The sequence below is a fragment of the Halomonas organivorans genome, from assembly GCF_014192055.1.
In the GTDB taxonomy this organism is placed as follows: domain Bacteria; phylum Pseudomonadota; class Gammaproteobacteria; order Pseudomonadales; family Halomonadaceae; genus Halomonas; species Halomonas organivorans.
In genome coordinates this window covers 288,486-313,315 of record NZ_JACHXM010000002.1, presented here as the reverse complement: position 1 = coordinate 313,315, position 24,830 = coordinate 288,486, and the positions used below count along the sequence as shown (strand labels likewise).

The 24,830-nt window shown below is 67.4% G+C and carries 28 protein-coding genes; 14 read left to right on the top strand and 14 right to left on the bottom strand.

The window, feature by feature from the left end:
• Positions 1-4: 4 nt before the first annotated feature.
• From FHR96_RS04140 to FHR96_RS04130, 3 genes are all read right to left on the bottom strand, one after another.
• Positions 5-748, bottom strand: coding sequence for a DUF3307 domain-containing protein (locus FHR96_RS04140; RefSeq protein ID WP_183386392.1), 744 nt, complete (start codon positions 746-748; stop codon positions 5-7).
• The gene (locus FHR96_RS04135) at positions 745-1,392 is read right to left on the bottom strand and encodes a hypothetical protein (RefSeq protein WP_183386391.1); all 648 of its coding nucleotides are present in this window, start codon (positions 1,390-1,392) and stop codon (positions 745-747) included. Before FHR96_RS04135 ends, FHR96_RS04140 begins: the two co-directional genes overlap by 4 nt.
• Before the next feature lie 167 nt (positions 1,393-1,559).
• Positions 1,560-2,552: an NAD(P)-dependent oxidoreductase gene (locus FHR96_RS04130; RefSeq protein ID WP_183386390.1), complete on the bottom strand. Its 993-nt coding sequence runs from the start codon at positions 2,550-2,552 to the stop codon at positions 1,560-1,562.
• 355 nt (positions 2,553-2,907) lie between these two features.
• Here FHR96_RS04130 and FHR96_RS04125 point away from each other — a divergent pair, with 355 nt between their 5' ends.
• The 4 genes from FHR96_RS04125 (at position 2,908) to trxC (ending at position 7,298) form a co-directional block, all read left to right on the top strand.
• Entirely contained in the window at positions 2,908-3,546 is a 639-nt protein-coding gene (locus FHR96_RS04125) for a LysE family translocator (RefSeq protein WP_183386389.1), read from the top strand.
• Positions 3,547-3,548: 2 nt separating this feature from the next.
• Positions 3,549-4,310 carry a metallophosphoesterase gene (locus FHR96_RS04120; RefSeq protein ID WP_183386388.1) on the top strand — a complete coding sequence of 254 codons (762 nt, stop codon included), beginning with the start codon at positions 3,549-3,551 and terminating at the stop codon, positions 4,308-4,310.
• A 55-nt stretch (positions 4,311-4,365) separates the two neighbouring features.
• A complete protein-coding gene (locus FHR96_RS04115) occupies positions 4,366-6,729 on the top strand; it encodes a DNA polymerase II (RefSeq protein ID WP_183386387.1) in 2,364 nt (787 codons plus the stop codon).
• A gap of 131 nt (positions 6,730-6,860) precedes the next feature.
• The gene (gene trxC / locus FHR96_RS04110; RefSeq protein ID WP_183386386.1) at positions 6,861-7,298 is read left to right on the top strand and encodes a thioredoxin TrxC; all 438 of its coding nucleotides are present in this window, start codon (positions 6,861-6,863) and stop codon (positions 7,296-7,298) included.
• A 36-nt stretch (positions 7,299-7,334) separates the two neighbouring features.
• Here the strand turns inward: trxC and FHR96_RS04105 are convergent, their stop codons facing one another.
• The 6 genes from FHR96_RS04105 to FHR96_RS04080 form a co-directional block, all read right to left on the bottom strand.
• Positions 7,335-8,558 carry a GGDEF domain-containing protein gene (locus FHR96_RS04105; protein ID WP_183386385.1) on the bottom strand — a complete coding sequence of 408 codons (1,224 nt, stop codon included), beginning with the start codon at positions 8,556-8,558 and terminating at the stop codon, positions 7,335-7,337.
• A gap of 136 nt (positions 8,559-8,694) precedes the next feature.
• On the bottom strand, positions 8,695-9,690 hold the full coding sequence (gene yejK / locus FHR96_RS04100; protein WP_183386384.1) for a nucleoid-associated protein YejK: 996 nt from the start codon (positions 9,688-9,690) through the stop codon (positions 8,695-8,697).
• Positions 9,691-9,772: 82 nt separating this feature from the next.
• Positions 9,773-10,360: an NAD(P)H-dependent oxidoreductase gene (locus FHR96_RS04095; RefSeq protein WP_183386383.1), complete on the bottom strand. Its 588-nt coding sequence runs from the start codon at positions 10,358-10,360 to the stop codon at positions 9,773-9,775.
• A 69-nt stretch (positions 10,361-10,429) separates the two neighbouring features.
• A complete protein-coding gene (locus tag FHR96_RS04090) occupies positions 10,430-11,191 on the bottom strand; it encodes an ABC transporter permease (RefSeq protein WP_183386382.1) in 762 nt (253 codons plus the stop codon).
• Positions 11,188-12,129, bottom strand: coding sequence for an ABC transporter ATP-binding protein (locus tag FHR96_RS04085; protein WP_183386381.1), 942 nt, complete (start codon positions 12,127-12,129; stop codon positions 11,188-11,190). Before FHR96_RS04085 ends, FHR96_RS04090 begins: the two co-directional genes overlap by 4 nt.
• A gap of 217 nt (positions 12,130-12,346) precedes the next feature.
• On the bottom strand, positions 12,347-12,625 hold the full coding sequence (locus FHR96_RS04080; protein WP_183386380.1) for a peptidylprolyl isomerase: 279 nt from the start codon (positions 12,623-12,625) through the stop codon (positions 12,347-12,349).
• 128 nt (positions 12,626-12,753) lie between these two features.
• Between FHR96_RS04080 and FHR96_RS04075 the strand changes: the two genes are divergently transcribed.
• Together FHR96_RS04075 and FHR96_RS04070 are read left to right on the top strand one after the other, a co-directional pair.
• Positions 12,754-13,212 (top strand): HIT family protein, encoded by a 459-nt coding sequence (locus tag FHR96_RS04075; protein ID WP_183386379.1) that lies wholly within the window; start codon positions 12,754-12,756, stop codon positions 13,210-13,212.
• A 162-nt stretch (positions 13,213-13,374) separates the two neighbouring features.
• Complete coding sequence (locus FHR96_RS04070) at positions 13,375-13,998, top strand: cell wall hydrolase (RefSeq protein ID WP_183386378.1); 624 nt, start codon at positions 13,375-13,377, stop codon at positions 13,996-13,998.
• 278 nt (positions 13,999-14,276) lie between these two features.
• Here the strand turns inward: FHR96_RS04070 and FHR96_RS04065 are convergent, their stop codons facing one another.
• Together FHR96_RS04065 and FHR96_RS04060 are read right to left on the bottom strand one after the other, a co-directional pair.
• Positions 14,277-14,834: a hypothetical protein gene (locus tag FHR96_RS04065; protein ID WP_183386377.1), complete on the bottom strand. Its 558-nt coding sequence runs from the start codon at positions 14,832-14,834 to the stop codon at positions 14,277-14,279.
• Between the two features lie 189 nt (positions 14,835-15,023).
• Positions 15,024-15,974: a LysR substrate-binding domain-containing protein gene (locus FHR96_RS04060; RefSeq protein WP_183386376.1), complete on the bottom strand. Its 951-nt coding sequence runs from the start codon at positions 15,972-15,974 to the stop codon at positions 15,024-15,026.
• A 119-nt stretch (positions 15,975-16,093) separates the two neighbouring features.
• Between FHR96_RS04060 and FHR96_RS04055 the strand changes: the two genes are divergently transcribed.
• The 4 genes from FHR96_RS04055 to FHR96_RS04040 all read left to right on the top strand — a co-directional run bounded on the left by FHR96_RS04055 (position 16,094) and on the right by FHR96_RS04040 (position 19,281).
• The gene (locus FHR96_RS04055; protein ID WP_183386375.1) at positions 16,094-16,963 is read left to right on the top strand and encodes a pirin family protein; all 870 of its coding nucleotides are present in this window, start codon (positions 16,094-16,096) and stop codon (positions 16,961-16,963) included.
• 76 nt (positions 16,964-17,039) lie between these two features.
• Entirely contained in the window at positions 17,040-17,663 is a 624-nt protein-coding gene (ycaC, locus tag FHR96_RS04050; protein WP_183386374.1) for an isochorismate family cysteine hydrolase YcaC, read from the top strand.
• A 60-nt stretch (positions 17,664-17,723) separates the two neighbouring features.
• Complete coding sequence (locus FHR96_RS04045) at positions 17,724-18,665, top strand: pirin family protein (RefSeq protein ID WP_183386373.1); 942 nt, start codon at positions 17,724-17,726, stop codon at positions 18,663-18,665.
• 55 nt (positions 18,666-18,720) lie between these two features.
• The gene (locus FHR96_RS04040; RefSeq protein WP_183386372.1) at positions 18,721-19,281 is read left to right on the top strand and encodes an antibiotic biosynthesis monooxygenase; all 561 of its coding nucleotides are present in this window, start codon (positions 18,721-18,723) and stop codon (positions 19,279-19,281) included.
• Between the two features lie 15 nt (positions 19,282-19,296).
• Here the strand turns inward: FHR96_RS04040 and FHR96_RS04035 are convergent, their stop codons facing one another.
• On the bottom strand, positions 19,297-19,959 hold the full coding sequence (locus FHR96_RS04035; protein WP_183386371.1) for a DUF1826 domain-containing protein: 663 nt from the start codon (positions 19,957-19,959) through the stop codon (positions 19,297-19,299).
• Positions 19,960-20,086: 127 nt separating this feature from the next.
• Between FHR96_RS04035 and FHR96_RS04030 the strand changes: the two genes are divergently transcribed.
• Genes FHR96_RS04030 through folE2 form a run of 3 tightly spaced genes read left to right on the top strand, consistent with a single transcriptional unit; the run spans position 20,087 to position 22,670 of the window.
• Positions 20,087-20,518, top strand: a complete 432-nt coding sequence (locus FHR96_RS04030) for a TraR/DksA family transcriptional regulator (RefSeq protein ID WP_183386370.1) — start codon at positions 20,087-20,089, stop codon at positions 20,516-20,518.
• Positions 20,515-21,765, top strand: a complete 1,251-nt coding sequence (gene zigA / locus FHR96_RS04025; protein WP_183386369.1) for a zinc metallochaperone GTPase ZigA — start codon at positions 20,515-20,517, stop codon at positions 21,763-21,765. Before FHR96_RS04030 ends, zigA begins: the two co-directional genes overlap by 4 nt.
• Positions 21,765-22,670: a GTP cyclohydrolase FolE2 gene (folE2, locus tag FHR96_RS04020; protein ID WP_183386368.1), complete on the top strand. Its 906-nt coding sequence runs from the start codon at positions 21,765-21,767 to the stop codon at positions 22,668-22,670. The genes zigA and folE2 overlap by 1 nt, the downstream gene beginning before the upstream one ends.
• A 44-nt stretch (positions 22,671-22,714) precedes the next feature.
• Here folE2 and FHR96_RS04015 read toward each other — a convergent pair whose 3' ends face one another.
• Positions 22,715-23,539: a metal ABC transporter permease gene (locus FHR96_RS04015; RefSeq protein ID WP_183386367.1), complete on the bottom strand. Its 825-nt coding sequence runs from the start codon at positions 23,537-23,539 to the stop codon at positions 22,715-22,717.
• Positions 23,536-24,252 (bottom strand): metal ABC transporter ATP-binding protein, encoded by a 717-nt coding sequence (locus tag FHR96_RS04010; protein WP_183386366.1) that lies wholly within the window; start codon positions 24,250-24,252, stop codon positions 23,536-23,538. The genes FHR96_RS04015 and FHR96_RS04010 overlap by 4 nt, the downstream gene beginning before the upstream one ends.
• A gap of 163 nt (positions 24,253-24,415) precedes the next feature.
• Between FHR96_RS04010 and FHR96_RS04005 the strand changes: the two genes are divergently transcribed.
• A partial coding sequence (locus FHR96_RS04005) for a metal ABC transporter solute-binding protein, Zn/Mn family (RefSeq protein WP_183386365.1) occupies positions 24,416-24,830 on the top strand: 415 nt, incomplete at its 3' end.

Sequence of the window (24,830 nt, the reverse complement as noted above, 5' to 3'; positions counted from 1 at the left end):
GGCTTCAACCGCTCCAGGGCAGCTGGCGCACGACCAGACCGAGCGCCAGGGTGGCGGTGACGCTGAGCAGGGTGCCAAGCAGCACGTACTCGGTCAGCTTGCGGTCGCGGCGGGCGCGCAGGTCACCGAAGCGCAGCACCGACTTGGCGGTCAGCAGGAAGCCCACCGCGGTCAGCTCGTCGAGCAGCACCAGGGTCAGCACCAGCAGGCGCTCGAGGATGCCGATGCGGGCGCCAGCGGCGACCAGGGTACCCGGGTCCGTGACCTCCTCGCTCCAGGGGCGCATGGCCAGCGCGATGGCGATGGCCATGGGGCGGGTGACCAGCAGATAGGCCAGGGCATGGGTCAGCACCTCGGGCCTGGCCAGCCAGGCGGTCGCCTCGGTCACCGGGGCCAGGCTGCCTTGCCAGATCAGCCAGATGCCGACCAGCACGGCCAGGTGCAGGGCCTGGTCGATCAGGAACCAGGCCAGGCGACGCGGGTCCAGATGCGCCTTGCCCAGATCGATCAGCGCGTGGCTCGCGGCGATGGTCAAGGCGAGGGCCGCGGCGGCGAGTGGGTCGACGCCGGCGACGACCAGGACGGCCAGCGCCAGTAGCCCGTGCAGCCCGGCATGCAGGTAGAGGACGCCGGCGCGGGCCTTGTCGCGCTGGCGCGCCTCGACCCAGCGTCGCGGCTGGAGCAGGAAGTCGCCGACCAGGTGGGCGATGATCAGGGCGATCAGCGTCGCCAGTGCCGTGGGGGTCATGGGGTGGGAGCCTCCTGGGCCAAGCGCTCGCGAAAGTGCGTCAGGGTATCGGCCACGAGCGGCCAGCGCGCGGCGCGTAGCCGCTTGTGGACGCTGGGCTGGCGAATGCCGAGGCGCTTGGCCAGGGCCTGCTGTGTCTCGTCGTGCTCCAGGCGCAGGCCGACGATCTCGGCGGCGTAAGGCGACCAGCCATCGACCAGGGCGTCGAGATAGCGTAGCAGCAGCGTCTGGCACGGCTCGATGGGGCCGTCGGTCAGGTTCAGGGAGAGATGTGCGTCTCCCTCGTCCAGCGTATCCAGGGCCTGGCCCGAAGCGACGAAGACCGGGCCGTCGGCCGAAGCCAGTTCGTGCCCTGGACGCCATCGGTCGCGGCCCACCGCGATCGCCAGGCGGGCATCCCAGCGTCGGTCGGCATCCGAGTTCGCGATCAGCGCCGCGCGCAGCGCCATGGCGGCGTCCAGGGCCGCATCCGCCCGGCCCAGGGCGAGCTGGAAGCCGTCGCCCCGGTAGCGCTGGTAGGCGCCATCGTGGCGGTCGGCGAGACGCGTCAGAACGGCATCGAGCACCCGGCGAAGCCGCCGGGCGTCGTCGATGCGTCGTGAGTCGATGACATCGCCGGTGAGCACGGCGAGGCGGATGGCCATGGGGCGGTCTCCCGTGTTCCGTTGATTCGTCAGAATAGCCCATAAAGGCTATTTTTCAATTTAATAGCCTTTTTGGGCTATAAATATCCGATATTGCCCTCGTGGCCTATGGCTGCCTGTCGCCGCATCGACGACGCCCGGCGGCTCGAGGACCGCGCGCTGGGCGCTCAGTCGCCCTCCCGGGGGCGATAGGCCTCGACCAGAGTCGCCGGGTCCGCTTCGCCGTTACCGCGGGCGGCATGGCCGCGCATCAGCTGAGCCGCCAGGGCGCTCATCGGCGTGGCGCTGGTCACTCGCCCGCTTTGTGCCACCGCCATGTCCAGATCCTTGAGCAAGGTGCGAAGGTGCCAGGGCGGGGCGGTGAAGTCGCGCGCCGCCATGCGTGGCGCGAGGATGCGAAACGGCTTGGAGTCGGCGAAACCGCCGCCCAGCGCCTCGTCGAGCCGAGTCGCATCGACACCGCTGGCTTCGGCCATGGCGATCGTCTCGGCGATCACCGCGGCCTGACAGCCGACGATCATCTGGTTGCAGACCTTGGTCACCTGGCCGCTGCCCACCGGCCCCATATGGGTCACGCGGGCGGCCAACGGCGCGAGCACGGGGCGCACGGCCTCGATGTCCTCGGCGGCACCGCCGCACATGATGGCAAGCTCCCCGGCCTCGGCGCCGGCGACGCCGCCGGAGACCGGCGCGTCCACCCAGTCGACACCGCGGTCGGCCTTCATCCTGGCGGCGAAGTGACGCGTGGCGGCGGGGTCGCTGCTGGACAGGTCGATCAGGCGCTGACCCGGGCGAGCATGGGCGGCCACGCCAGCCTCGCCGAACACCACCGCCTCGACCACGGCGGTATTGGCCAGGCACAGCAGGATGACGTCCGAGTGTTCGACGAGTTCGCCGAGTGAGCCGGCCACGCGTGCGCCGGCGGAAGCCACGCCGACGATCTTGTCCGGCGAGCGGTTCCAGACGCTGACCGCGAAACCGGCGGCCAGCAGGCGGCGGGTCATGGGGTCGCCCATCAGGCCGATGCCGATGAAGCCGAGGCGAGGTTGGGACATGGAAGGTCTCCGCACATGGATAAAACGCCAGAATGCTCCATGGAAGGGATTTCCATCAAGTTGCAGGGCGCGATGCGCCAGGATGAAGCGGGGCGGCACGCTCATGGGGCCAGATGGTGCATGCTGGAGAGCCCAGGCCATGCCTGGCACGGTGAGATGGAAGTGATGTTTTCTGTAACTATATGATTTTACGTTTTATGAGAGAAAGTTGGTTCGACTTTTGTATTGCATTGGCTGTCGGCGGCTGGATCCTCCCGTGCCCGGGACCCGGATTCGGTCGTGTCGTCGATTGTTGTTGCGTCGCTGTAAGGCAATCGACACGACGAGTGAGCTGGCGTGCTCCAACTGGCCTCCCTTCGGGGAGGCTTTTTTTTATGTTGCCCGGTCGGGCCACTGGACGCGCTGCCTGGACTTGCCTAGCGTAGTGAGATCTTGCCTCTGCTCGCCGAGGTTCCCGTCGATGCTGGACTATCCCCTGACGCACTGGATGACCTTCCTGTCCGCCGCGGTGCTGCTGAACCTGGCGCCGGGGCCCGATATGGCCTTCATTCTGGGCCAGACCGCGCGCCATGGCCGGCGGGGCGGCGTGGCCGCCATGCTCGGCGTATGGAGCGGCGCCGGTGGACACGTGATCATGGCGGCGCTGGGACTGTCCGCCATCCTGGCCACTTCGGCGCTGGCCTTCGCCGCGGTGAAGTGGGTCGGGGCGGCCTATCTGGTGTGGCTCGGTATCCAGTCCCTCCGAGGTCGCCATGGCGGTGCGGCCAGGCCGATACAGGCTGCCACTCCCCGCACGGGGGCGATCTATCGCCAGGGCGTGCTGGTCTCGCTGCTCAACCCCAAGGTGGCGATCTTCTTCCTGGCCTTCCTGCCCCAGTTCGTGGTGGACGGGGCGGGGCCGGCGAGCCTGCAACTGGCCCTGCACGGGGCGCTGATCATCGCCGTGGCCGCGCTGATCGAGCCGCCCCTGGTGCTGCTCGGCGCGCGGCTGGCCGGTGCCCTGCGCGCCCAGCGGCGGCTGGGGGCCTGGCTCGAGCGGGGGCTCGGCACGCTGTTCATCGGCCTGGGCGTGCGCCTGGCCCTCAGCGACCGCGGCTGAGCATGCGGCTACGGGTACTGTCCGATCTGCATCTCGAACACTTCGAGGCGGGGCGCGAACTGCCCCGAACCGACGCCGATGCGGTGGTGCTGGCCGGCGACATCCATGTCGGATGCCGAGGCCTTGCCTGGGCCGCCGAACACTTCGCGGGCCTGCCGATTCTCTATATACCGGGCAACCATGAGTACTACGGCGCTTGCATGGCGACCCTGCGCCCCGAGATGGCCTCGGAAGCCGAGCGGCTGGGTATCCATCTGCTGGATTCCCGGAGCCTTACCCTGGGAGGCGTGCGTTTCCATGGGCTCACCCTGTGGACCGACTTCGCACTGTATGACGACGACCCGGGACATGATCCTGCCGAGACGGAGCGGGCGGCGATGCGCTGGATGCCGGACTACCGCATCATCGAGCAGCCCGCGGGGTCGGTCTTCCTCCCCGCGGAAAGCCGTCGCCTGCACGCCGAGTCGATGGCCTGGTTGACCCGGGAGCTGGCCCGGCCCTTCGCCGGCAGGCGGGTGGTGATCAGCCACCACGCGCCTCTGGCCGGCTGCATTCCGCCGCGCTATCGAGGCGATCCCCTGTCGCCGGCCTTCGCCTCCCGGCTTTCGTCGCTGATGGGGCGGATGGATCTGTGGATCCACGGCCACGTGCATGAGCCGGTGGATCTCCGGATGGCCGGTACCCGGGTCGTGGCCAACCCCGGCGGTTACCCGGGCGAGGTCGAGCCGCCTCGGTTCATCCCCGACCTGGTGATCGACGTGTGAGTCCACCGACGGCGAGGTAAGATCATGCCGACACGCGAGGAGACGAGGAGCGGCGGTGGCGACACGTCAGGGGTTCATCCTGAGCCGGCACTGGCAGGAGACGCCCGAGGGCAACGAGATGGCACTTTGGCTGGCCACCGAGGAGGGCCCCCTGCGGGTGCGCGTGCCGCCGCAGCCGTCGGTGGCCTTCCTGCCGGCGACACAGCGCCAGCGCGCCGAGGCCGTGCTGCACGCCGAAACCGGCGTCGAGCTGCGTCCCCTTGCGCTGCGCGACTTTCATCGGCGACCGGTGCTGGGGCTCTACTGCCGGCAGCATCGACGCTTGATCGCCCTGCAGCGGCGCCTGACGCACGCCGGCGTGGAAGTCTACGAGGCGGACGTTCGACCACCCGAGCGCTATCTGATGGAGCGCTTCATCACCGCGCCCGTCTCGGTGAACGGTCACCCCGACGGCGATGGCGGCATGGTCGCAACGCGGCTCAAGCCGGCACCTGACTACCGTCCGCGGCTCACGATGGTGTCGCTGGACATCGAGACCAGCGGGAGCGGCGAGCTGTACTCCATCGCCCTGGAGGGTGTCGGGCAGCGGCAGGTGTTCATGCTGGGCCCGGCCAACGGCACGGCCGAGGATCTCGACTTCCGCCTCGACTACTGCGATAGCCGAGCGGCGCTCCTGCAGCGACTGAACCGGTGGTTCGCCGAGCACGACCCCGACGCGATCATCGGCTGGAACCTGGTGCAGTTCGACCTGCGGATTCTGCAGGAACACGCCCGGCGGCTCGGCGTGCCCTTGCGCCTGGGCCGTGGCGGCGCCGAGCTGGAGTGCCACACCCTGGGACATCAGGCCAATCGCTTCGTCGCCTCGGCGGCCGGTCGGCTGATCATCGATGGCATCGAGGCCCTGCGCTCGGCAACCTGGCAGTTTCCTTCCTTCGCGCTGGAAGCCGTCGCCCAGTCGCTGCTTGGCGAGGGCAAGTCCATCGATAACCCCTACCAGCGCCTCGAGGACATCCTGCGCATGTTCGCCGAGGACAAGCCGGCGCTGGCGCGCTACAACCTCAAGGACTGCGAGCTGGTGACCCGGATCTTCGCCAGGACCGAGCTCCTCGACTTCCTGCTGGAACGGGCCACCGTGACCGGGCTGCCCGCCGATCGCACCGGCGGCTCGGTGGCGGCCTTCACCCACCTCTACCTGCCGCGCCTGCACCGTCTGGGGTTCGTGGCGCCGAACCTCGGCGAGGCAGAAGCCGTCGAGAGCCCCGGCGGCTTCGTCATGGATTCTCGTCCCGGCCTCTACGACTCGGTGCTGGTGCTCGACTTCAAGAGCCTGTATCCCTCGATCATCCGTAGCTTCCTGATCGATCCGGCGGGGCTGGTGGAAGGGCTCGCCGAGCCCTCGGACGCGGCCTCGATACCGGGGTTTCGCGGGGCGCGCTTCTCGCGTTCGCGACATGCCCTGCCGGACATCGTGGCGCGCGTCTGGGAAGGGCGCGAGGCGGCCAAGCGAGCGGGCAACGCGCCGCTCTCCCAGGCGTTGAAGATCATCATGAACAGTTTCTATGGCGTGCTGGGGTCGAAGGGCTGCCGCTTCTTCGACGCACGCCTGGCCTCGTCGATCACCATGCGTGGCCACGAGATCATGCGCCGCACCCGGGCGCTGATCGAGGCCGAGGGATATACCGTTATCTACGGCGATACCGACTCCACCTTCGTGTGGCTCGGTGGCGAGTATCCAGACGCGCAGGCGTCGGCGATCGGTCGGCGCCTGGTGGAGCACGTCAATGCCTGGTGGCGCGATCACCTGGCCCGGGAATACGGCCTGGAGAGTGCCTTGGAACTGCAGTTCGAGACCCACTACCGTCGCTTTCTGATGCCGACCATTCGCGGCGCCGAGGCGGGCAGCAAGAAGCGCTATGCCGGGCTGATGTGCGACTCGGCAGGGCAAGAACGGATGGTCTTCAAGGGGCTGGAAAGCGTGCGCAGCGACTGGACGCCGCTGGCCAAGGCCTTCCAGCAGGAACTCTACCGGCGCATCTTCGCCGGCGAGCCTCATCGGGACTTCGTGCGCGACTACGTGCGCCGCACGGTGGCCGGCGACTTCGACGATCGCCTGGTCTATCGCAAGCGACTGCGGCGCCCCCTAGCCGAATACCGGCGCAACGTGCCGCCCCATGTGCGTGCGGCACGACTCGCCGACGAGCTCAATGGCCGGCTGGGGCGCCCGCGCCAGTATCAGCATGGCGGCTGGATCCGCTACGTGATGACGGTGGCGGGCCCGGAGCCCCTTGAACAGCGGCGTTCGGCTATCGACACCGAGCACTACCTGGCCAGCCAGCTGCAGCCGGTGGCGGATGCCATCCTTCCCTTCGTGGGCGACGACTTCGCGACCCTGATCGATCGCCAACTCGGGCTATTCTGAGTCTGATCGTCTTCGCCACGAGCGTGGCGTATGGCTGAGCGACATTCAGCGCGCGATGGCTCGACAGGGATTGCCGGAAAGTGGTGGAGACGGCATTGTCGTCCCTTCATGTCCGAGAGCGGAGTCCTGCCATGTCCGAGCCCCTGCTGGTGGGCTGTGCCCACTGTGCCGCCGTCAATCGCGTTGCGGCCGATCGCCTGACGTCCGCTCCCCGTTGCGGGAAGTGCCGGCAGCCGTTGTTCACCGGGGAGCCCGCCACACTGACTGCCGACAACTTCTCGGCCCTGGTCGAGCGCGGCACCTTGCCGGTGGTCGTGGATTTCTGGGCCAGTTGGTGCGGGCCCTGCAAGATGATGGCGCCAGTGTTCGCCGAGGCCGCCAGGGAGCTCGAGCCACGCCTGCGGTTCGCCAAACTGGATACCGAGGCGGAACAGGCCCTGGCGGGGCGATTCGGTATCCGCAGCATTCCGACCTTGATGGTGTTCAAGGAGGGGCGTGAGGTGGCGCGACAAGCGGGGCTGCTCCAGGGGCGGCAGCTGCGCGAGTGGCTGATGCCGTATCTCGGCTGACATCGTCTCGGCCATTCTCGCCGCCGCCGTCTCGTCTCAGCCATCTACCACGACAAGGCGTGGTTCGTCCTCGACGCCGTGGACCATCACTCTGTTACGGCCCAGGGCCTTGCCGCGATAGAGCGCGGCATCGGCCCTGTGCAGGGCTGGAGTCAGCGTCGTCTCTCCGGGCTCGATGCAGGCGATGCCGATGGTGACGGAAAGTGGTTCGTGGACATCCAGCTCCAGCGTGGGTGTGGCCTCGATGCAGCGTCTCAGGCGTTCGTTGATGTCCAGGGCCTTGCCCAGGTCGGTGTCGGGAAAGGCGATGACGAACTCCTCGCCGCCGATGCGACCGATGATGTCGATATCCCGGATATGTCGGCGGCACTGGCCGGCCACCTGGACCAGGACGCGATCCCCGACGGCGTGTCCGTAGCGATCATTGATGGTCTTGAAGTGGTCCAGGTCGATCATGCAGAGGGTCATGGGGCTGCCGTGACGCTGCGTACGGTGCAAGGCATGTTCGGCGCGCTCGAAGAAGCGGCGGCGGTTATCCAGGCCGGTAAGTTCATCGGTACCGGCCATGTGCCGCAGGCGCTGCTCCAGGCGGGCACGTTCTCGAATCTCTCCCTGGAGGCGCCGGCAGTAGGCGCGCTCGTCGAGCAGCGAGGCATATTGCCGGCGCTGCAGGCGCGCCAGGCGGCGCGCACTCAAGAAGCCGACCACATTGGCAAAGCCCAGCACCAGCGACTGGACCAGGACCACGCTGGGAGGGGTTGATACCCATAGCGCCGTGGTCGCCAGGAAACCGAGCGTCAGGTAGAGGCTGGCGGCGACCATCCACGGCACCCGGTTGGGCACGAAGAGATACAGGGCCATCACCGCCACGGCCGCGGAAGGTGCGTGGGTGCTGAGCGTGTCGGGTCCCAGTGGAACGATCAGGATGAGCACCGTACAGCCCAGCCAGATCACCGGATTCAGCGGAGCGAAGCGAAAGGTCAGGTCGGGATTGCGGCGCACGGCCCACCAGGTCAGCAGGCAACCGGCGGCTGCCAGCAGCCGCAGCCCGAGCAGTTGGAAGAAGCTGTCGGTCGGGCCGAGACGGGGAAAATCCGCCACACCCAGCACCAGGAACAGCAGCGCTGCCGTCAGCATGGCGGCGCGCAGCAGACCGGCGGTGGTATCGCGTACCGACCGCCGAAAGGCAGCTTCCTGGCGACGATTCGTGAACTCGCCGCTCCAGGGGGTCATGGCCTCCCCGTTCTTTGTGTATCGCATTTTTCCCCTCCCTGCTTCTTAGAAAAGTTAGCCGGGGCGACAGGGGATGACGATACGAAAAAACTCATACTCCAGGGGGCCGAAGGCATGACTCGCCTCGGCGGGGCGCGGGTAGCCTGGAGGAGGGAGCCGACGCCTATTGCCGGCGCTTGAGCTGGTCGCGCAGGCCGTTCGGCACCTTCTTGATGATCAGCCGGTCGCCTTCCTCGTCATACTCCACCGCGGCGCCGAGCAGGTGCGAGTCGAAGCTGATCGAAACGCCGGCGGCGCGACCGGTGAAGCGGCGGAACTGGTTCAGGGTACGCTTGTCCGGGGGGATCTCCGGTGCCAGTCCGTAGTCGCTGTTGCGGATGTGCTCATAGAAGGCCTTGGGGCGCTCTTCATCGACCAGCTCCGAGAGCTCCTCCAGGGTGATCGGCTCGCCGAGCCGTGCCTGATCGCTGGCATAGTCGACCAGGGCGTCGGTCTTCTCGCGGCTGGCCTCCTCGGGCAGATCCTCGTGCTCGACGTAGTCGCTGAACGCCTTGAGCAGGGTGCGCGTCTCCTCGCCGGCGTCGCGCTGCTCGCGGGCCCCCAGCGTCTCGGCGAAGGCTTCGGCGAGTTTCTTGCCGCCCCGGTCGCGGGTCCAGGACAGGTAGGGATGAGACGCCGAGCCGGCCTGCCACTGGCCGATGTCGAGGCGGGCGGCGAGCGTCATCTGTGCCAGGTTGAGCTGGCGGTCGGGCACCACGCCCAGCGACTCGTCGATGGCGAAGCCCTCTCGGTGGTGCAGTAGTGCCAGGATCAGGTAGCGGGCATCGCCCTGGCGATGGTCGACGGCCAGTAGATGGCCGCCCACCGGCAGGTGATCGTCGATCAGCGGGGTGAGCCGCTCGGCCAGTGCCCGGGTCAGGGTCGCGAAGTCGCGTTCGCCGGCGAGATACTCCGCCAGCTCTGCGGCGAAGGCGGCTGGTGGCTCCTCGGCGAAGCGTCCCCAGTTCTTGGCCTTGCCGTGATAGGCGTCGTTGAGCTTCGCCAGCAGGTCGTCCAGGGCCGTGGACGGCGACAGCGGCGCGTCGGCGGGCACCAGGCGTGCCGGCGTCTCGCCGTCTCCCTTGTCGATGCGATGGATGATGCTGTGCAGGATCGGCATGGGGACCTCCCTCGGTGGACGGGGGAGGTGATGATACCGGCCGCGGCGCGACGGCGATAGCGGCCGGCGGCGTCAGCGCCCGTCAGCGGGCGGTGGCGCCCAGCCGTTCCAGATGCTCGAACCAGCGCGCCCGTGCCGTTTCGTCCTGGCTGTCCACCGAGCCGATCAGCGTCTCGCGGACCGGGGCGAAGCCCACGAAACCGAGGATGTTACGTTCCAGGGACTTGACGCTGTGGGCTCGGTAGAGATGGCGGTAGACGGCGGATGGCATGCCCATGGTGACGACGATCCGCGCCGAGCGCCCGGTGAGGCCCTTGTGGCCCAGCGGGTCGCCGGCCGCGTACTCGAAGGCGAAGCCGGGACGCAGTACCTGCTCGAGGAAGGCCTTGACCATGGCCGGCATGTCGCCGAGCCACAGGGGGAAAACCAGCACCAGGTGATCGCAGCGCAGAATGGCGCGCTGGGCCTCGGCCAGCGCTTCGCTCGGCATGCTGGCCTGCCACTCCTGCCGGCTGCGCAGCAGGGGGACGTCGAGGGTGGCGATGTCGAGTTGCGCGACCTCATGGCCGGCGTCCTCGGCGCCGTGCCGATAGTGGTCGGCCAGGGCATGGCAGAGGTGTTCGGCGCGATGGTCGGGATGGCCCTGCAGGATCAGAATGCGTGAGGACATGGTCCGGTTCCCCGGCGGATGACGTATCGTCAGCCTAGCCGGGGCGGGAAGGGGGCGACTTGCGCCGGGTCAAGGCTTGAGACGATAGCCGTTACGGAAGATCCAGCTCACCACGGCCAGCGCCGCCACCAGGAACAGCGCGACCATCGCCAGGCTGGCCCAGATGCTGACGTCGCCCATTCCGTAGAAGCTCCAGCGAAAGCCGCTGACCAGGTAGACCACCGGGTTGGCCAGGGTCACCGCCTGCCAGATCGGCGGCAGCATGTCGATGGAGTAGAAGGTGCCGCCGAGGAAGGTCAACGGGGTGATCACCAGCAGCGGCACCAGCTGCAGCTTCTCGAAACCGTCGGCCCAGATGCCGATGATGAAACCGAGCAGGCTGAAGGTCAGCGCCGTCAGTACCAGGAACAGCAGCATGACCAAGGGGTGGGCAATCGAGAAGGGCACGAACAGGCTCGCCGTGCCCAGCACGATCAGCCCCAGGATCACCGACTTGGTCGCCGCTGCGCCGACGAAGCCGAGCACCACCTCGAAGTAGGAGATCGGCGCCGAGAGAATCTCGTAGATCGAGCCCGAGAAGCGCGGGAAGAAGATGCCGAAGGAGGCGTTGGAAACGCTCTGGGTCAGCAGCATCAGCATGATCAGACCGGGCACGATGAAGGCCCCGTAGCTCACGCCTTCCACCTCACTGATGCGCGTGCCGATGGCGGCGCCGAACACCACGAAGTAGAGCGAGGTGGAAATCACCGGCGAGACGATGCTCTGCAGCACGGTGCGCAGGCTGCGCGCCATCTCGGCGACGTAGATGGTCCTCACGGATTCCAGGTTCATGCTTCCTCCCTGACCAGGCTGACGAAGATCTCCTCCAGCGAGCTCTGCCGGGTATGGAGGTCCTTGAAACGTATGCCGGCGGCGTCCAGGTCGGCCAGCAGCTCGGCGATGCCGGTCTGGTCGTCGCCGTTGCGCCGCGTCTCGTAGGTATAGATCAACGCCTGGCCATCCTCTGAGAGCGTCAGGCGCCGCCCGTCCAGCGCCTCCGGCAGGCGCTCGAGGGGTTCGCGTAGCTGCAGGGTCAGCTCCTTGCGGCCGAGCTGGCGCATCAGTTCGCGCTTTTCTTCCACCAGCACCAGCTCACCTGCGCGAATCACGCCGATGCGGTCGGCCATTTCCTCGGCTTCCTCGATGTAGTGGGTGGTGAGAATGATGGTCACCCCGCGCTCGCGCAGCCCGCGCACCACTTCCCACATGTCGCGTCGCAGTTCCACGTCGACCCCCGCGGTGGGCTCGTCGAGAAACAGGATCTCGGGCTCATGGGCCAGCGCCTTGGCGATCAGCACCCGGCGTTTCATGCCCCCGGATAGGGTGATCAGCCGATTGCGCCGCTTGTCCCACAGCGACAGCGATCTCAGTACCCGCTCGATGTGGGCGGGGTCCCGGGGCTTGCCGAACAGACCGCGGCTGAAGCTCACCGTGTCCCATACCGTGGAGAAGGCCTCGCTGGTCAGCTCCTGGGGCACCAGGCCGATCAGGCTGCGGGCGCGTCGATATTCCCTCACGTTGTCGTGCCCTGCCACCAGCACTTGGCCGGTGCTGGCATTGACCAGGCCGCAGATCACGCTGATCAGGGTGGTCTTGCCGGCGCCGTTGGGGCCGAGCAGGGCGAAGATCTCGCCGCGGCGGATCTGGAGGTCGACATTCTTCAAGGCCTGGAAGCCGCTGTCGTAGGTCTTCGACAGGCTCTCCACGCGGATCACGCTGTGCTCGCTCAAGCTCGATACCTCCCTGATCGGTCTGTCCCGGGTCGCGTCGGGATCCTGCAATACCTTAACGTTTTCCTGGCCCTGGAGGCACAGGCATTCCGAACCTCGTGGCCTTGAACGCCTGCCTGCTGGTCGACCCGCGCCGGGGCCAACGGCACCGGGTACCCGACGCGAAAAGGCCGCGCCGGGTACCCGGCGCGGCCTTGTGCGGCCTGGTGTGAGGCATTCAGCCGCGGCTGGTGACTTCCAGCAGGTGGTAGCCGAACTGGGTCTTCACCGGGCCCTGGACCTGGTTCAGGTCGGCGGAGAACACTACCTTGTCGAACTCGGGGACCATCTGGCCGGGGCCGAAGCTGCCGAGCTCGCCGCCCTGCTGGCCGGACGGGCACTGGGAATGCTCGCGGGCGACCTCGGCGAAGTCGCGACCGTTCTCGATCTCGGCCTTGAGGGCCTGGCACTGCTCTTCGCTGGCGACCAGGATATGGCGTGCGGTGGCCTGGGTCATGGGAATCTCCTTCGGGGGCAGGGTATGCTTTAGAACGAACCCGGGAGGATAGCATGCCGGCATGGTCGTGGGGCCATGTCGCGTGACGGTGCTCGCCGGATACTTCGGCGTTCGAGGAGCCATCACCCATGAGCTGCATCTTCTGCGACATCGTTGCCGGCAAGGCGCCTTGCCATGCCATCTGGGAGGACGAATCGCACCTGGCCTTCCTGTCCATCTTTCCCAACACGCCGGGGTTCTCTGTGGTGATCCCCAAGGCCCACCATTCCAGCTATGCCTTCGACCAGCCGGACGAGGTGCTGACCGGGCTGATGCTTGCCACCAAGCGGGTGGCACGCCTGCTGGATGCTTCCCTCGATGGCGTCGCTCGCAGCGGCATGTTCTTCGAGGGCTATGGCGTCGATCACCTGCACAGCAAGCTGTTTCCCATGCACGGTACCGGCAACGACGCCGCCTTCCAGCCCGTGGAGTCGCGGGTGGACAAGTTCTTCGACCGCTACGAAGGCTATCTTTCCTCCCACGATTATCGCCGCGCCGACGATGCGCAGCTGGCCCGGCTGGCGGCGCATATCCGCGGTTTTGCCTAGCCCATATCAGAAGTCGATCATGAGTTTCAGGCGGCTCACCAGTCCGCCTGAAGACGTTGCAGCTCCCGCCATGGCGCGGCTGGCCCATCGTCGCGCTACACTGTTCATATCGCGACCGCGCGTTCCTCGGGTCCCCCCCGGGGACGTCGTTGAGACTCCATCATGCATCGCTCCCCGTGCTGCCTTCTGCTTTGCCTTGCCATCCTGATCGCGATGCCGCTGCCGGGAGCGGAGCGGTCGGACGAGGCGGAGGCCGCCGAGCGCAAGGCGCAGCGCCTGGAGCAGGCGGTGGTGGAGGAGGGAGAGGCCGCTTCGGTATCACCGGGCATGGTCATCGACAAGCCCGAGGCCCAGGCGGTCGACCCCGAGGGCGAACAGCCTCTGGACGATGCTCTCACCTGCCTGGTGCGCACCATCTACTGGGAGGCGAGGGGCGAGGCGGTCGCCGACATGGAGGCGGTGGCCAGCGTCGTCATCAATCGGCTCGCCCACGAGGGGTTCCCCGACACCGTGTGCGGCGTCGTCAGGCAGGGGCTCGAGCAGGGCGACTGCCAATTCTCCTGGTGGTGCGATGGGCGCGTCGACGAGGCGGACGAGGAGGGCGCCTACGACATCGCCAAGGAGATTGCCCGGCGAGCCCTGAACCAGCAGTTGCCGGATCGTACCGACGGTGCCCTGTACTTCCATCTCAGGACGATGCAGCCCGACTGGGCGGCGCAGTACACCAAGACCGTCGATGTGGGAGGCTTCGCCTTCTACCGGCCGCAGGAAGGCGCGGCGCGCTAGGGCGCCGCGTATCGTATCGGCAGCCGTCTTGGGCGACTAGAGAGGAGAGACACAAGTCTTTGTCTGAAAAGTCGGTGAGCGAAGGCTAGGGCTAGCCCAGTTCCCGATGGGCCAACGCACTTCCCACCTCCGTGTGGGTCGCAAGGCAAAAATCGGTGGAAAGACGGACCGGGCTCGCGTGCGAGTTTACAGGCAGTAAATGAGTACTTTGACCGGGCTCGCGCACGAGCCGATTTTTAACGCCGTATAGCCGAGCGCAGGCACTTTTCCGACATTGCCTAGAGCCGATGGTGCCGGCAGCTGACCGAGGGGTTGAAGGGCTCGAGCGCTCCACGCGGGTTGTCGCGAAACCATACGTGCTGATCGTAGTGCGGGGCGAAGCCATGGGCCTCGTCGGCGGGTGTCGTCGGGTCGTCGGCCATGTGGTCCCACTGGCGTGATCCGAAGCGCGGCGGGGCCGTGTTGCCGGCGGTTTCCCAGGCCTTCTGGAACACCAGGTTCTCGACGCCGACCAGCATCATCGAGCCGTCCTCCTGAGGTTCGTAAAGCAGGATGGCGGGATCCAGGAAGTCGGTGTGGGTGCCTTCGCCGTCGACGCGCGGTTCGCTGGCGGTCAGGCCCAGCAGGTCAGGGCGCAGATAGTGAATGCCCATTCCTCCCAGCTCGGCCGGTAGCCCCTCGTGCGCGGCGTCGATGCAGTGCCCGGAAGGATCCGGCACATAGCCTGCCGCCAGTGCCGCGTTGACGTCCGCGAAGCGGGCGTTGGCCGCGCGAATCTCGTCGAGCGTCACCGCAGAGGCATCGGCGACGACAGCTCCCACCCATGGACCGACCATCGCGAGCCCCGCCAGGAGGCTTGCCCATCCCTTCGTGCCTTTCATGGATATGCCCTCACCGAGTCATGATCGACAGGCAGCGTCGCGAGGGTGGGCTTGGGCAGCCGTGCATCGTGCGTGGATGTCGTCGATTTCAGCTTAATGGGTTCGCTGGCATCGGATCTCGCGATGTTTTCATCTTGCCGGCCGTCATGATGCAGGCGAGGTCTCGTTGTCGTTCAGTTCCGGGAACCGGGTCGCCACGTCCTCGGCCTCGATGTTCGCGTCGAGGAAGTCCAGCAGGGCCCGCACCGAGGGCAACAGCCCTCGCCGGGATGGAAAGACCGCATGCAGGATGCCGCCCCGCGGCGACCACCCCGGCAGCACGTCGATCAGTCGACCGGCGGCCAGGTCGCATCCGCCGACCAGCAGCGCCAGCTTGACCACGCCCATTCCCGCCAGGGCCGCCTCGTGCAGCGTCTCGGCGCTGTCGGTGACCAGGCGCGGACGGTGCTGGATCCGGGCGCTCGCCCCGTCCGGGCCGACCAGGTCCCAGCAGTGCTGTCCGACGTACTGTTCGAAGTCCAGGCTCGGCAGTCGAGACAGGTCGGCGGGCACCCTCGGTCGGGGGTGAGTCTCGAACAGCGCCGGGGCGGCCATCAGCCGCTGGGGGCTCTGGGCGAGGACCTTCATGGTCAGGTCGCTGTCCTCCAGCGGCGGGAAACGAATGCGGATGGCCAGGTCGAAGCCCTCCTTGACCACGTCGACGCGTCGGCTGGTGGCCTCCACCTGGACGTTGACCTTGGGGCACTGGGTCATGAAGCGCACCAGCAGCGGCGTGATCAGGTAGTGCAGCACGCTGGGGGAGCAGCTGAGGCGCACGTTGCCCTGGGGTTCCGTTCGGTGACGCTCGATCAGCTCCTCGGCGGCTTCGGCCTCCACCAGCATGGCCACGCAGTGCCGGTAGTAGGCCTGGCCCAGTTCGGTCACCGAGAAGTGGCGCGTGGAGCGGTTCACCAGGCGCGTTCCCAGGCGTTCTTCCAACTGAGCGATGCGTCGGCTCAGCTTCGACTTGGGGATGCCCAGGGCGCGGCCCGCGGGTGCGAAGCCGGCATGGTCCACCACCTGGACGAAGTAATAGAGGTCATTGAGGTCTCGCATTCTATCGTCCTGTATATGGAACGCAGTGTGTGAATTCTACCATCTAGCCGATCCAGCGTTCCTCTCATAGGCTTTCTGCATCGGGCCAGCGCGCCCTTCCTGCCCACAGGAGCCTGACCATGAAGCAGATCCAAGCCATATACGGTGCCCCCCACGGTCACTGGGTCGGCGACGGCTTCCCGGTACGTTCCCTGTTCACCTACGACCGCATGGGCGCCGAGCATCTCAGCCCCTTCCTGATGCTGGATCACGCCGGCCCGCATACCTTCAAGCCGGCCAAGCGGCCGCGCGGCGTGGGCCAGCATCCCCACCGCGGCTTCGAAACGGTGACCCTGGTCTACGAGGGGGAGCTGGAGCATCGCGACTCCACCGGTAGCGGCGGCAGGATCGGCGAGGGAGACGTGCAGTGGATGACCGCCGGGGCCGGCATCGTCCACGAGGAGTTCCACTCCCGGGCCTTCACCGAGCGAGGCGGACGACTGGAAATGGTGCAGCTATGGGTCAACCTGCCGGCTCGCGACAAGGATGCTCCGGCGGCCTATCAGACGCTGCTCGACGGTGCGATTCCGACGGTTCCGCTGAATGACGCGGCCGGGCACGTCCGCGTGGTAGCGGGAAACTATCTTGGACATGAGGGACCGGCCCGGACCTTCACGCCTATCGAGCTGTGGGACGTACGTCTCGCGGCGGGCGGCGACGCGGTGCTGCCAGTGCCGGACGGCCATACCACCCTGCTGGTGGTGCTGGAGGGCACCGTGCAGGTCAACGGCGAGACCATCGTGCGTGACGAGGCCGTGGTGGCCTTCGAGCGCCAAGGCCACGAGCTGTATCTGGAGGCCAACAACGACGCCAAGCTGCTGCTGCTCAGCGGCGAGCCCATCGACGAACCGGTGGTCGGATACGGTCCCTTCGTGATGAACCGCGAAGAGCAGATCCGCCAAGCCTTCGCCGACTTCCAGCGTGGGAAGTACGGCGCCTTGAACGGCTAGCGAGGTTATGTCCGCTGGCGTTCGATCCCGGCGGCCGAGCCGCCGGGTTATCCCTCGATGCAATAGGAGAGCGATCATGTCCTTCACCTACCACCGCCTGAACAAGGACGATGTGGCACTGCTGATGGTCGACCACCAGGCCGGCCTGCTGTCCCTGGTGCGTGACTTCAGCCCGGATGAGTTCAAGAACAATGTGCTGGCGCTGGCCGACATCGCCAGGTTCTTCGATATTCCCACCATCCTCACCACCAGCTTCGAGGACGGACCCAACGGGCCCATGGTGCCGGAGCTCAAGGAGATGTTTCCGGATGCCCCTTACTTCGCGCGCCCCGGCCAGATCAATGCCTGGGACAACGAGGACTTCGTCGCCGCGGTCAAGGCCACCGGCAAGAAGCAGCTGTTGATCGCCGGCGTGGTCACCGAAGTCTGCGTGGCCTTTCCGGCGCTTTCCGCCCTCGAGGAAGGCTTTGACGTCTTCGTGGTCACCGACGCTTCCGGCACCTTCAACCAGACCACCCGCGACGCCTCCTGGGATCGCATGTCTCAGGCCGGTGCCCAGTTGATGACCTGGTTCGGCGTCGGCTGCGAGCTGCATCGCGACTGGCGCAACGACATCGAGGGCTTCGGCGGCCTGCTGGCCGGCCATCTGCCGGCGTACGCCAACCTGATGCAGAGCTATGCTCAGCAGGCGCGCAGCTGATTCGTGCGGCTCGGCCCGCGGGGCCGAGCCGTCTCGCTATCCACGCAGGAGATATCGCCCATGAGCAGCTTGATTCAGGACCCCGAGCCGCAGTCCTCGCTCGACTGTCCGATCGTCGACGGCAAGCGCCAGGTCCAGCACGTGCCGCCGCGCACCGCCGACGTCGGCGGCATCCCGGTCAATCGGGTGTTGCCGTCTCGCCATCGTCGCCTGGTGGGGGCCTGGTGCTTCCTCGACCATGCCGGTCCCAGCGTGTTCAAGGGCGACTCCCGCGGCCTGCGGGTCGGCCCTCATCCGCATATCGGTCTGCAGACCTTCACCTGGATGATCGAGGGCGAAGTGCTGCACCGGGACAGCCTCGGCAACCGACAGGTGATTCGCCCTGGCCAGGTCAATCTGATGACCGCAGGTCGCGGCATCAGCCACACCGAGGAGTCGGTGACCGGCGAGACCCATCTTCACGCCGCCCAGCTGTGGATCGCCCTGCCCGAGGCCGACCGGCGCACCGACCCGCGCTTCGATCACTATCCCGATCTGCCGAACTGGCAGGAGGATGGCGTCGATTTCACCCTGCTCGTCGGCGAGTTTGCCGGCCGTCGCGCCCCGACGCTGGCCTTTTCACCGCTGGTCGGCCTGGACCTGGCCAACCCAGGGGCGAGCAGCATCGAGCTCTCGCTGCGCGAGGACTTCGAGTACGGCGTGCTTCCCCTGGAGGGGGAGATCGACATCGAGGGAGAGACCTTCGTCGCCAATGAACTGGCCTATCTGGGGCGGGGACGCGAAGCCGTCACCCTGGCGCTTTCCGCCGGCGGCCGGGCCATCCTGATCGGAGGCGAGCCGCTGGGCGAAGAGATCCTGATCTGGTGGAACTTCGTCGGCCACAGCAAGGCCGAGATCGCTGAAGCCCAGCGCGACTGGGAGGCCGGCAGCGAGCGCTTCGGCCACATTCCCGACTACGATGGCGAGCCGCTGATGCCGCCGCCGCTGCCCTGGAAGGCCTGATCGGTCCCCCTTGTCATTTATCGAAAGAAGTCATTTATCGACAGAAGGCTTGCCCATGACCGAGACCCCGTCGGGCGATAGCGTCACCATTCGCATTCAGCATCGCGTGCGGCCGGAGGCTCGAGCGCACTACGAGGGCTGGCTGCGCCGCATCATCGATGTGGCAGGACGCTACTGTGGGCACCAGGGCGTGCACGTGCTGAGGCCCCCGGCGGATGGCTGTGACTACGAGATCGCGGTGCGCTTCGCTTCGGAGGAGCAGGCCGAGCGCTGGCGACACTCAGACGAGCGTCGTCGGCTGCTCGACGAGATCCTGCCCTCCCTGCAGCGCAAGGAAACGATCGAGATCCACAGCGGTATCGACTACTGGTTCACGCCGTCGACCTCGACGGCCAAGCAGCCGGTTCGCTGGAAGCAGTGGCTGGTGACCACCGCCGTGATCTGGCCGCTCACCATGCTGGTACCGCTGTTCTGGCAGCCGCTGTTTGCCGTTCAGCCGGCGTTGGCTACCTGGGGAGTGCGGCAGGGCCTCATCGCGGCCACCGTCGTGGCCCTGGTGATCTATGTGGTCATGCCGCGTGTCGTGCGTCTGGTGTCGCGCTGGATGTTCGAGTAGGCCCCCCGACCCGCCTCAAGCGGGGTCGATGCTCATCAACAGTCGTGGCTGGCCAGCCTCCAGCGCCGGGCTGCGATGCACCAGGCCGCGGGTCTCGTTGCCGACCCAGCCACTGCCCTTGAGCAGCGCTACGTCGCCTGCCTCCAGCCGGCGGATGGCGCCGTCCTCCGTCACGATCGGCGGCTTGTCGGGACGAGGCGCGCCGAGTCCGTCGCGGTTTACCGCCGTCTCGGGCAGCCATTCGCTGCCTGGCCCCAAGTAGGTCGTGACCAGCCGTACCGGCAGGTTGTCACAGTGAAAGCGCGGGCACATGGGAGCGTCGAGGACACGCAGGCGCAGACCCACGCTGTCGGTGTCGAAGAGGAAGGCCATGGCCTCGGCCAGGGTCGCGATGTCTTCCACCAGCGGGCCCGAGACGCCGGGTGCGTGCAGCGTCGCGAGCAGGTCGGCGCGTAGCGCATCGCCCGGTGCGCCGCGCCAGGAGAACGACAGCGGGCGCTTGGCGCGCATCTGAGCCAGGGCGCCGGCCAGCAGGTCGCTGGACAGCGGTCGGCGCAGCACCGCGAGGGTGATGGCGTCCTCGAAGATCCGCGGCAGCACCTCGATGCCGCCGCCTTCCGCCCAATGGGGCGGGGCATCGAGGTCATCGGGGAGGGGTGGGGCGGCGGCCATCGGCATCGCAGACTCCTGACGGAACGGAAGGTAGGTTGCTTTATTGGTATGTTATAACGTATCTTTCTTCGGCTTGAAAGCTCCCTGATAGCGACCGACCCCTTCGCCTTCCAACGCCAGGAGAGAGACCGAGATGGCATACAGCGCAGAAGAGCGTCGCCTGCTGGCGATGTCCGATGATGCCTACATGGACGACGAGCAGCGGGCCTTCTTCCGGTGTCGTCTACACGATGAGCGGGAGACCATCGAAGCGCGTCTTCGCGAGGTCCGTGAGTCGATCGCCCACCATGAGCGTGGCGGCGACGAGCTCGATCAGGCGGCGGGCGAGGAGGAGATGCGGCTGGCCTTGCGCCAGGCGGATCGTGAATCTCGCCTGCTGCGCAATATCGCCGCGGCGCTGCGCCGGCTGGATGACGGCGAGTACGGCTACTGCGAGGAAACGGGGCAGCCGATCGGCCTGGCCCGCTTGATGTTCCGTCCCACCGCCAGACTCTGCGTCGAGGCCAAGCAGCATCAGGAACAGCGGGAACACCATTACCACAAGCGAAGAGGAGAGGCCCGATGAGTCAGTTCGAGCCCCTGCCGGTCACCGTGCTGTCAGGGTTTCTGGGCGCCGGCAAGACCACCCTGCTCAACCATATCCTGGCCAATCGCGAGGGTCGGCGGGTGGCGGTCATCGTCAACGACATGAGCGAGGTCAACATCGATGCCGCCCTGGTGCGCCAGGACGCTGGCGATGCCACGCCGGGAGACGTGGCGCTCAACCGGGCGGAGCAGCGCCTGGTCGAGATGAGCAACGGCTGCATCTGCTGCACGCTGCGCGAGGACCTGCTCGAGGAAGTGGCGCGGCTGGCCCGGGAAGGGCGCTTTGACCAGTTAGTCATCGAGTCCACTGGCATCTCCGAGCCCCTGCCGGTGGCCGAGACCTTCACCTTCGAGGACGAATCGGGGTATAGCCTGTCGCAGCTGGCCAGGCTGGATACCCTGGTCACCGTGGTCGATGGGGCCAACTTCCTCGCCCAGTACCGCGAGGCGCGCTCCCTGGCCGAGGCGGGTGAGAGCCTGGGAGAAGACGACCAGCGCAACGTCGCCGACCTGCTGGTCGACCAGATCGAGTTCTGCGACGTGCTGCTGATCAGCAAGGCCGATCTGATCGACGAGGCCCAGCGCGCCGAGCTCGAGGCCGTGCTGCGCACGCTCAACCCCGACGCCGAGGTCATCGCCATGGCGCAGGGGCGGGTGCCGCTGGACAAGGTGCTGGACACCGGCCTGTTCAGCTTCGAGCGGGCCCAGCAGGCGCCGGGCTGGCTGAAGGAGATGCGCGGCGAGCATGTGCCCGAGACCGAAGAATACGGCATCGGCAGCTTCGCCTATCGGGCGCGTCGCCCCTTCCACCCGCAGAAGTTCCACGCGCTGCTGCACGCTGGCTGGTTCGGGGAAAGGCTGCTGCGCTCCAAGGGCTTCTTCTGGCTGGCCTCGCGCCCGCGCTTCGCCGGCCAGTGGAGCCAGGCAGGTGGCATCGCCCACTATGGTTTCGCCGGGCTGTTCTGGAAGGCGGTGCCGGAGGCGGACTGGCCGACCGACCCGGATTTCCGCGACGCCATCCTCAGCGCCTGGGAGGAGCCCTTCGGCGACATGCGCCAGGAGCTGGTGTTCATCGGCCAGGGTCTGGACGAGGCGCGCATGCGGCGTGCCCTGGACGACTGCCTGCTCGATGACGAGACCCTGGCGGCGGGCCTCGAGGCCTGGTGTGCGTTGCCTGATCCGTTCACCGACTTCGTTCCCGCCGCGCTCGATCCCGAGGAAGCCTGATGACGACGTCTCTCATCGATATCGCCGACGGCGCCGCCGATCAGCCGGGGCGCCTTTCCTGGGTCGGCATGGAGGGCATCGACCTGCCGCTGCAGGTGGCGGGGCGCCCGCTGGCCGGCCGGGCCGATGCGGGCGTCAGCCTGGACGATCCCGAGGCACGCGGCATTCACATGTCGCGGCTCTATCTGGCCCTGGAGCGCCTGACCGACCGGGAGCTGACTCCGGGGCGCCTGAATGAGGTGCTGGCGCACTTTCTCGACAGCCATCACGGGCTCTCGCAGCAGGCCTTCCTCGACCTGAGCGGGGAGGCCATGCTGCGCCGGCCCGCTCTGGTCAGCCCGCTGGCGGGTTGGAAGGCCTATCCCTTCGCAGTGCGTGGCCGGCTCACGGCGCAGGGGTTCGAGGCGCGGCTCGAGCTTTCCATCGGCTACTCCTCGACCTGCCCTTGCTCCGCGGCCCTGGCGCGCCAGCTGATACAGGAACGCTTCGATCGTGATTTCGCCGAGCAAGACGCCGTCGGTTTCCGGGCCATGCGTGACTGGCTGGGCAGCGAGCAGGGCATCGTCGCCACCCCGCACAGCCAGCGAAGCCAGGCGCATCTCGAGCTGCGGTTGGCCCCCGATGCCGAGTCCCTGCCCGTGGTCGAGGTCATCGACCGGGTGGAGTCGAGCCTGGGTACCGCCCTGCAGACGGCGGTCAAGCGCGTCGACGAACAGGCCTTCGCCCTGGCCAACGGCCAGAACCTGATGTTCTGCGAGGACGCCGCCCGGCGCCTGGACCGCGCCCTGCGCGAGCAGCCCGGGGTGGCCGGCTTTCGACTGCGGGTGGTGCACGCCGAGAGCCTGCACGCCCACGACGCCGTCGCGCGTAGCGCGTGGAACTGGCCCGGCGGGCAGGCCGGCTGAGTCTCCTGCGCCGCCGGCATGCAGGGAATGCCGGCGGCGCAGGGTCAGCGCGGGCTCGGCGCCCGAGAGGCCGCCGCTCGACCGCGGTGATGGCCGACCAGGCTGGCCGCCAGGAACAGCAGCGTGGCCAGGCAGACGATGGTGGGGCCGGTGGGCGTGTCGAGTCGATAGGCGGCGGCCAGACCGCCGTTGGCCGAGAGGATGCCGATGGCCGCCGCGACCAGGGCCATGCGTTCCGGGGTACGGCTGAATGGTCGAGCCGTGGCGGCGGGAATGATCAGCAGCGCGGCGATCAGCAGCACGCCCACCACCTTGATGGCCACCGCCACCACCATGGCCAGGCACAGCGTCAGCACCAACTGTTCGCGCTTTGGGTCGAGGCCGGCGGCATGGGCCAGATCGGGGTTGAGCGTGGCGGTCAGCAGCGCCGACCAGCGATAGGCGAGCAGGGCCAGCACCAGCAGGGCGCCGCCCCAGATGATGGCCAGATCCGTCCGGCTCACCGCGAGGATGTCGCCGACCAGATAGCCCATCAGGTCGATGCGTACGCCGGAGACGAAGGACACGGCCACCAGACCGAAGGCCAGTGCCGAGTGGGCCATAACCCCCAGCAGGGTATCCATGGCATAGCCGCGACCGCTCAGTACCGACACGGCCAGGGCCATCAGCAGCGAGACCGTCAGCACGCCAGCAAACAGCGAGGTCGAAAGTACCAGGGAAAGCGCCACCCCGAGAATGGCCGCGTGGGCGGTAGCGTCGCCGAAGTAGGCCATGCGTCGCCAGACCACGAAGCAGCCGAGCGGGGCGGCCGCCAGGGCAACGCCGGTGCCGCCGAGCGCGGCGCGGACCAGGAAGTCGTCGAGGATCATGCCGAGGCCTCCGCGGGAGAGGAATGATGTCGGTAGAAGCCCACCGCGTCGCACTCGTCGAGGCCGAGCAGGTCGCGATAGGCCGGAGAGCCGGCCACCGTCTCGGGGCTGCCCTGGCAGCAGATATGGCCGTTGAGGCAGATCACCCGGTCCGAGGCCTGCATCACCGCGTGCAGCTCGTGGCTGACCATCAACACTGCGCAGCCGATCTCCCGTCGCACCCGTTCGATCTGACGATAGAAGGCCGCGGTGGCGCGATGGTCGAGGCCCTGATTGGCCTCGTCGAGGATCAGCAGGTCGGGGTGGCCGAGCAGAGCGTGTGCCAGCAGCACGCGCTGGAACTGGCCGCCCGACAGGGTGGCCATCTGTCGCTCGGCGAGTCCATCGGCGCCGGCCTGCTCGAGGGCGGTGCGTACGGCGTCGGCCGGGTGGCGCCTTGGAAGGGCCATGAAGCGAGCCACGCTCATCGGCAGCGTGGCGTCGATATGCAGGCGCTGCGGCACATAGCCGATGGACAGGCCCGGTCGACGTGTGAGGGTGCCGCGGGTCGGTGCCAGGGCGCCGATGATCACCCTCATCAGGGTGGTCTTGCCGGAGCCGTTGGGGCCGACGACCGTCACGATCTCACCGCTCGACAGGGAGAGGTCGATGCCACGCAGGATGTGATTGCCGCGTCGCGAGAACGCGACGTCTTGCAGGGTGATCAGCGGCATGGATACCTCCGTGAGGGCCGTTCGGCCGTATGCGGGTCGATGAGAGCGTGAGGGCCAGCGGGGCGGCTCGTCATGGCGTGGTCCTGAGATTGAGGGTTGCAATTATAGTTATGTTATAACATTTTAATCGCTTCCATAAAGGATCCCACCAAGGAGATGCGTCATGCCCCTCAGTTCCCGCCCACTGCTGCTTACGCTGCTTGCCGCTCCAACCCTCGCGGTCGCCGACGTGCCCCGGGTGGCGGTAGACATTCCGCCGGTGCAGGCCCTGGCGGCACAGGTGATGGGGGATCTCGGCACGCCTGAGATGGTCATTCGGCCCGGTGCCTCGCCCCATGGCTATTCGATGCGCCCCTCGGAGGCCGAGAGCCTGGATCGGGCCGAGGTGGTGTTCTGGGTGGGGCCGGCACTGACCCCCTGGCTCGAACGCTCCATCGACACCCTGGCCGGCGATTCCGACGCGGTCGCGCTGCTGGAGGTGCCGGGCCTGACCCGCTACGACTTCCGCGAGGGGGCTACCTTCGCGGCCCACGAGCATGGCGACGAAGCGGGACACGGCGGTCACGATGCTGCCGACC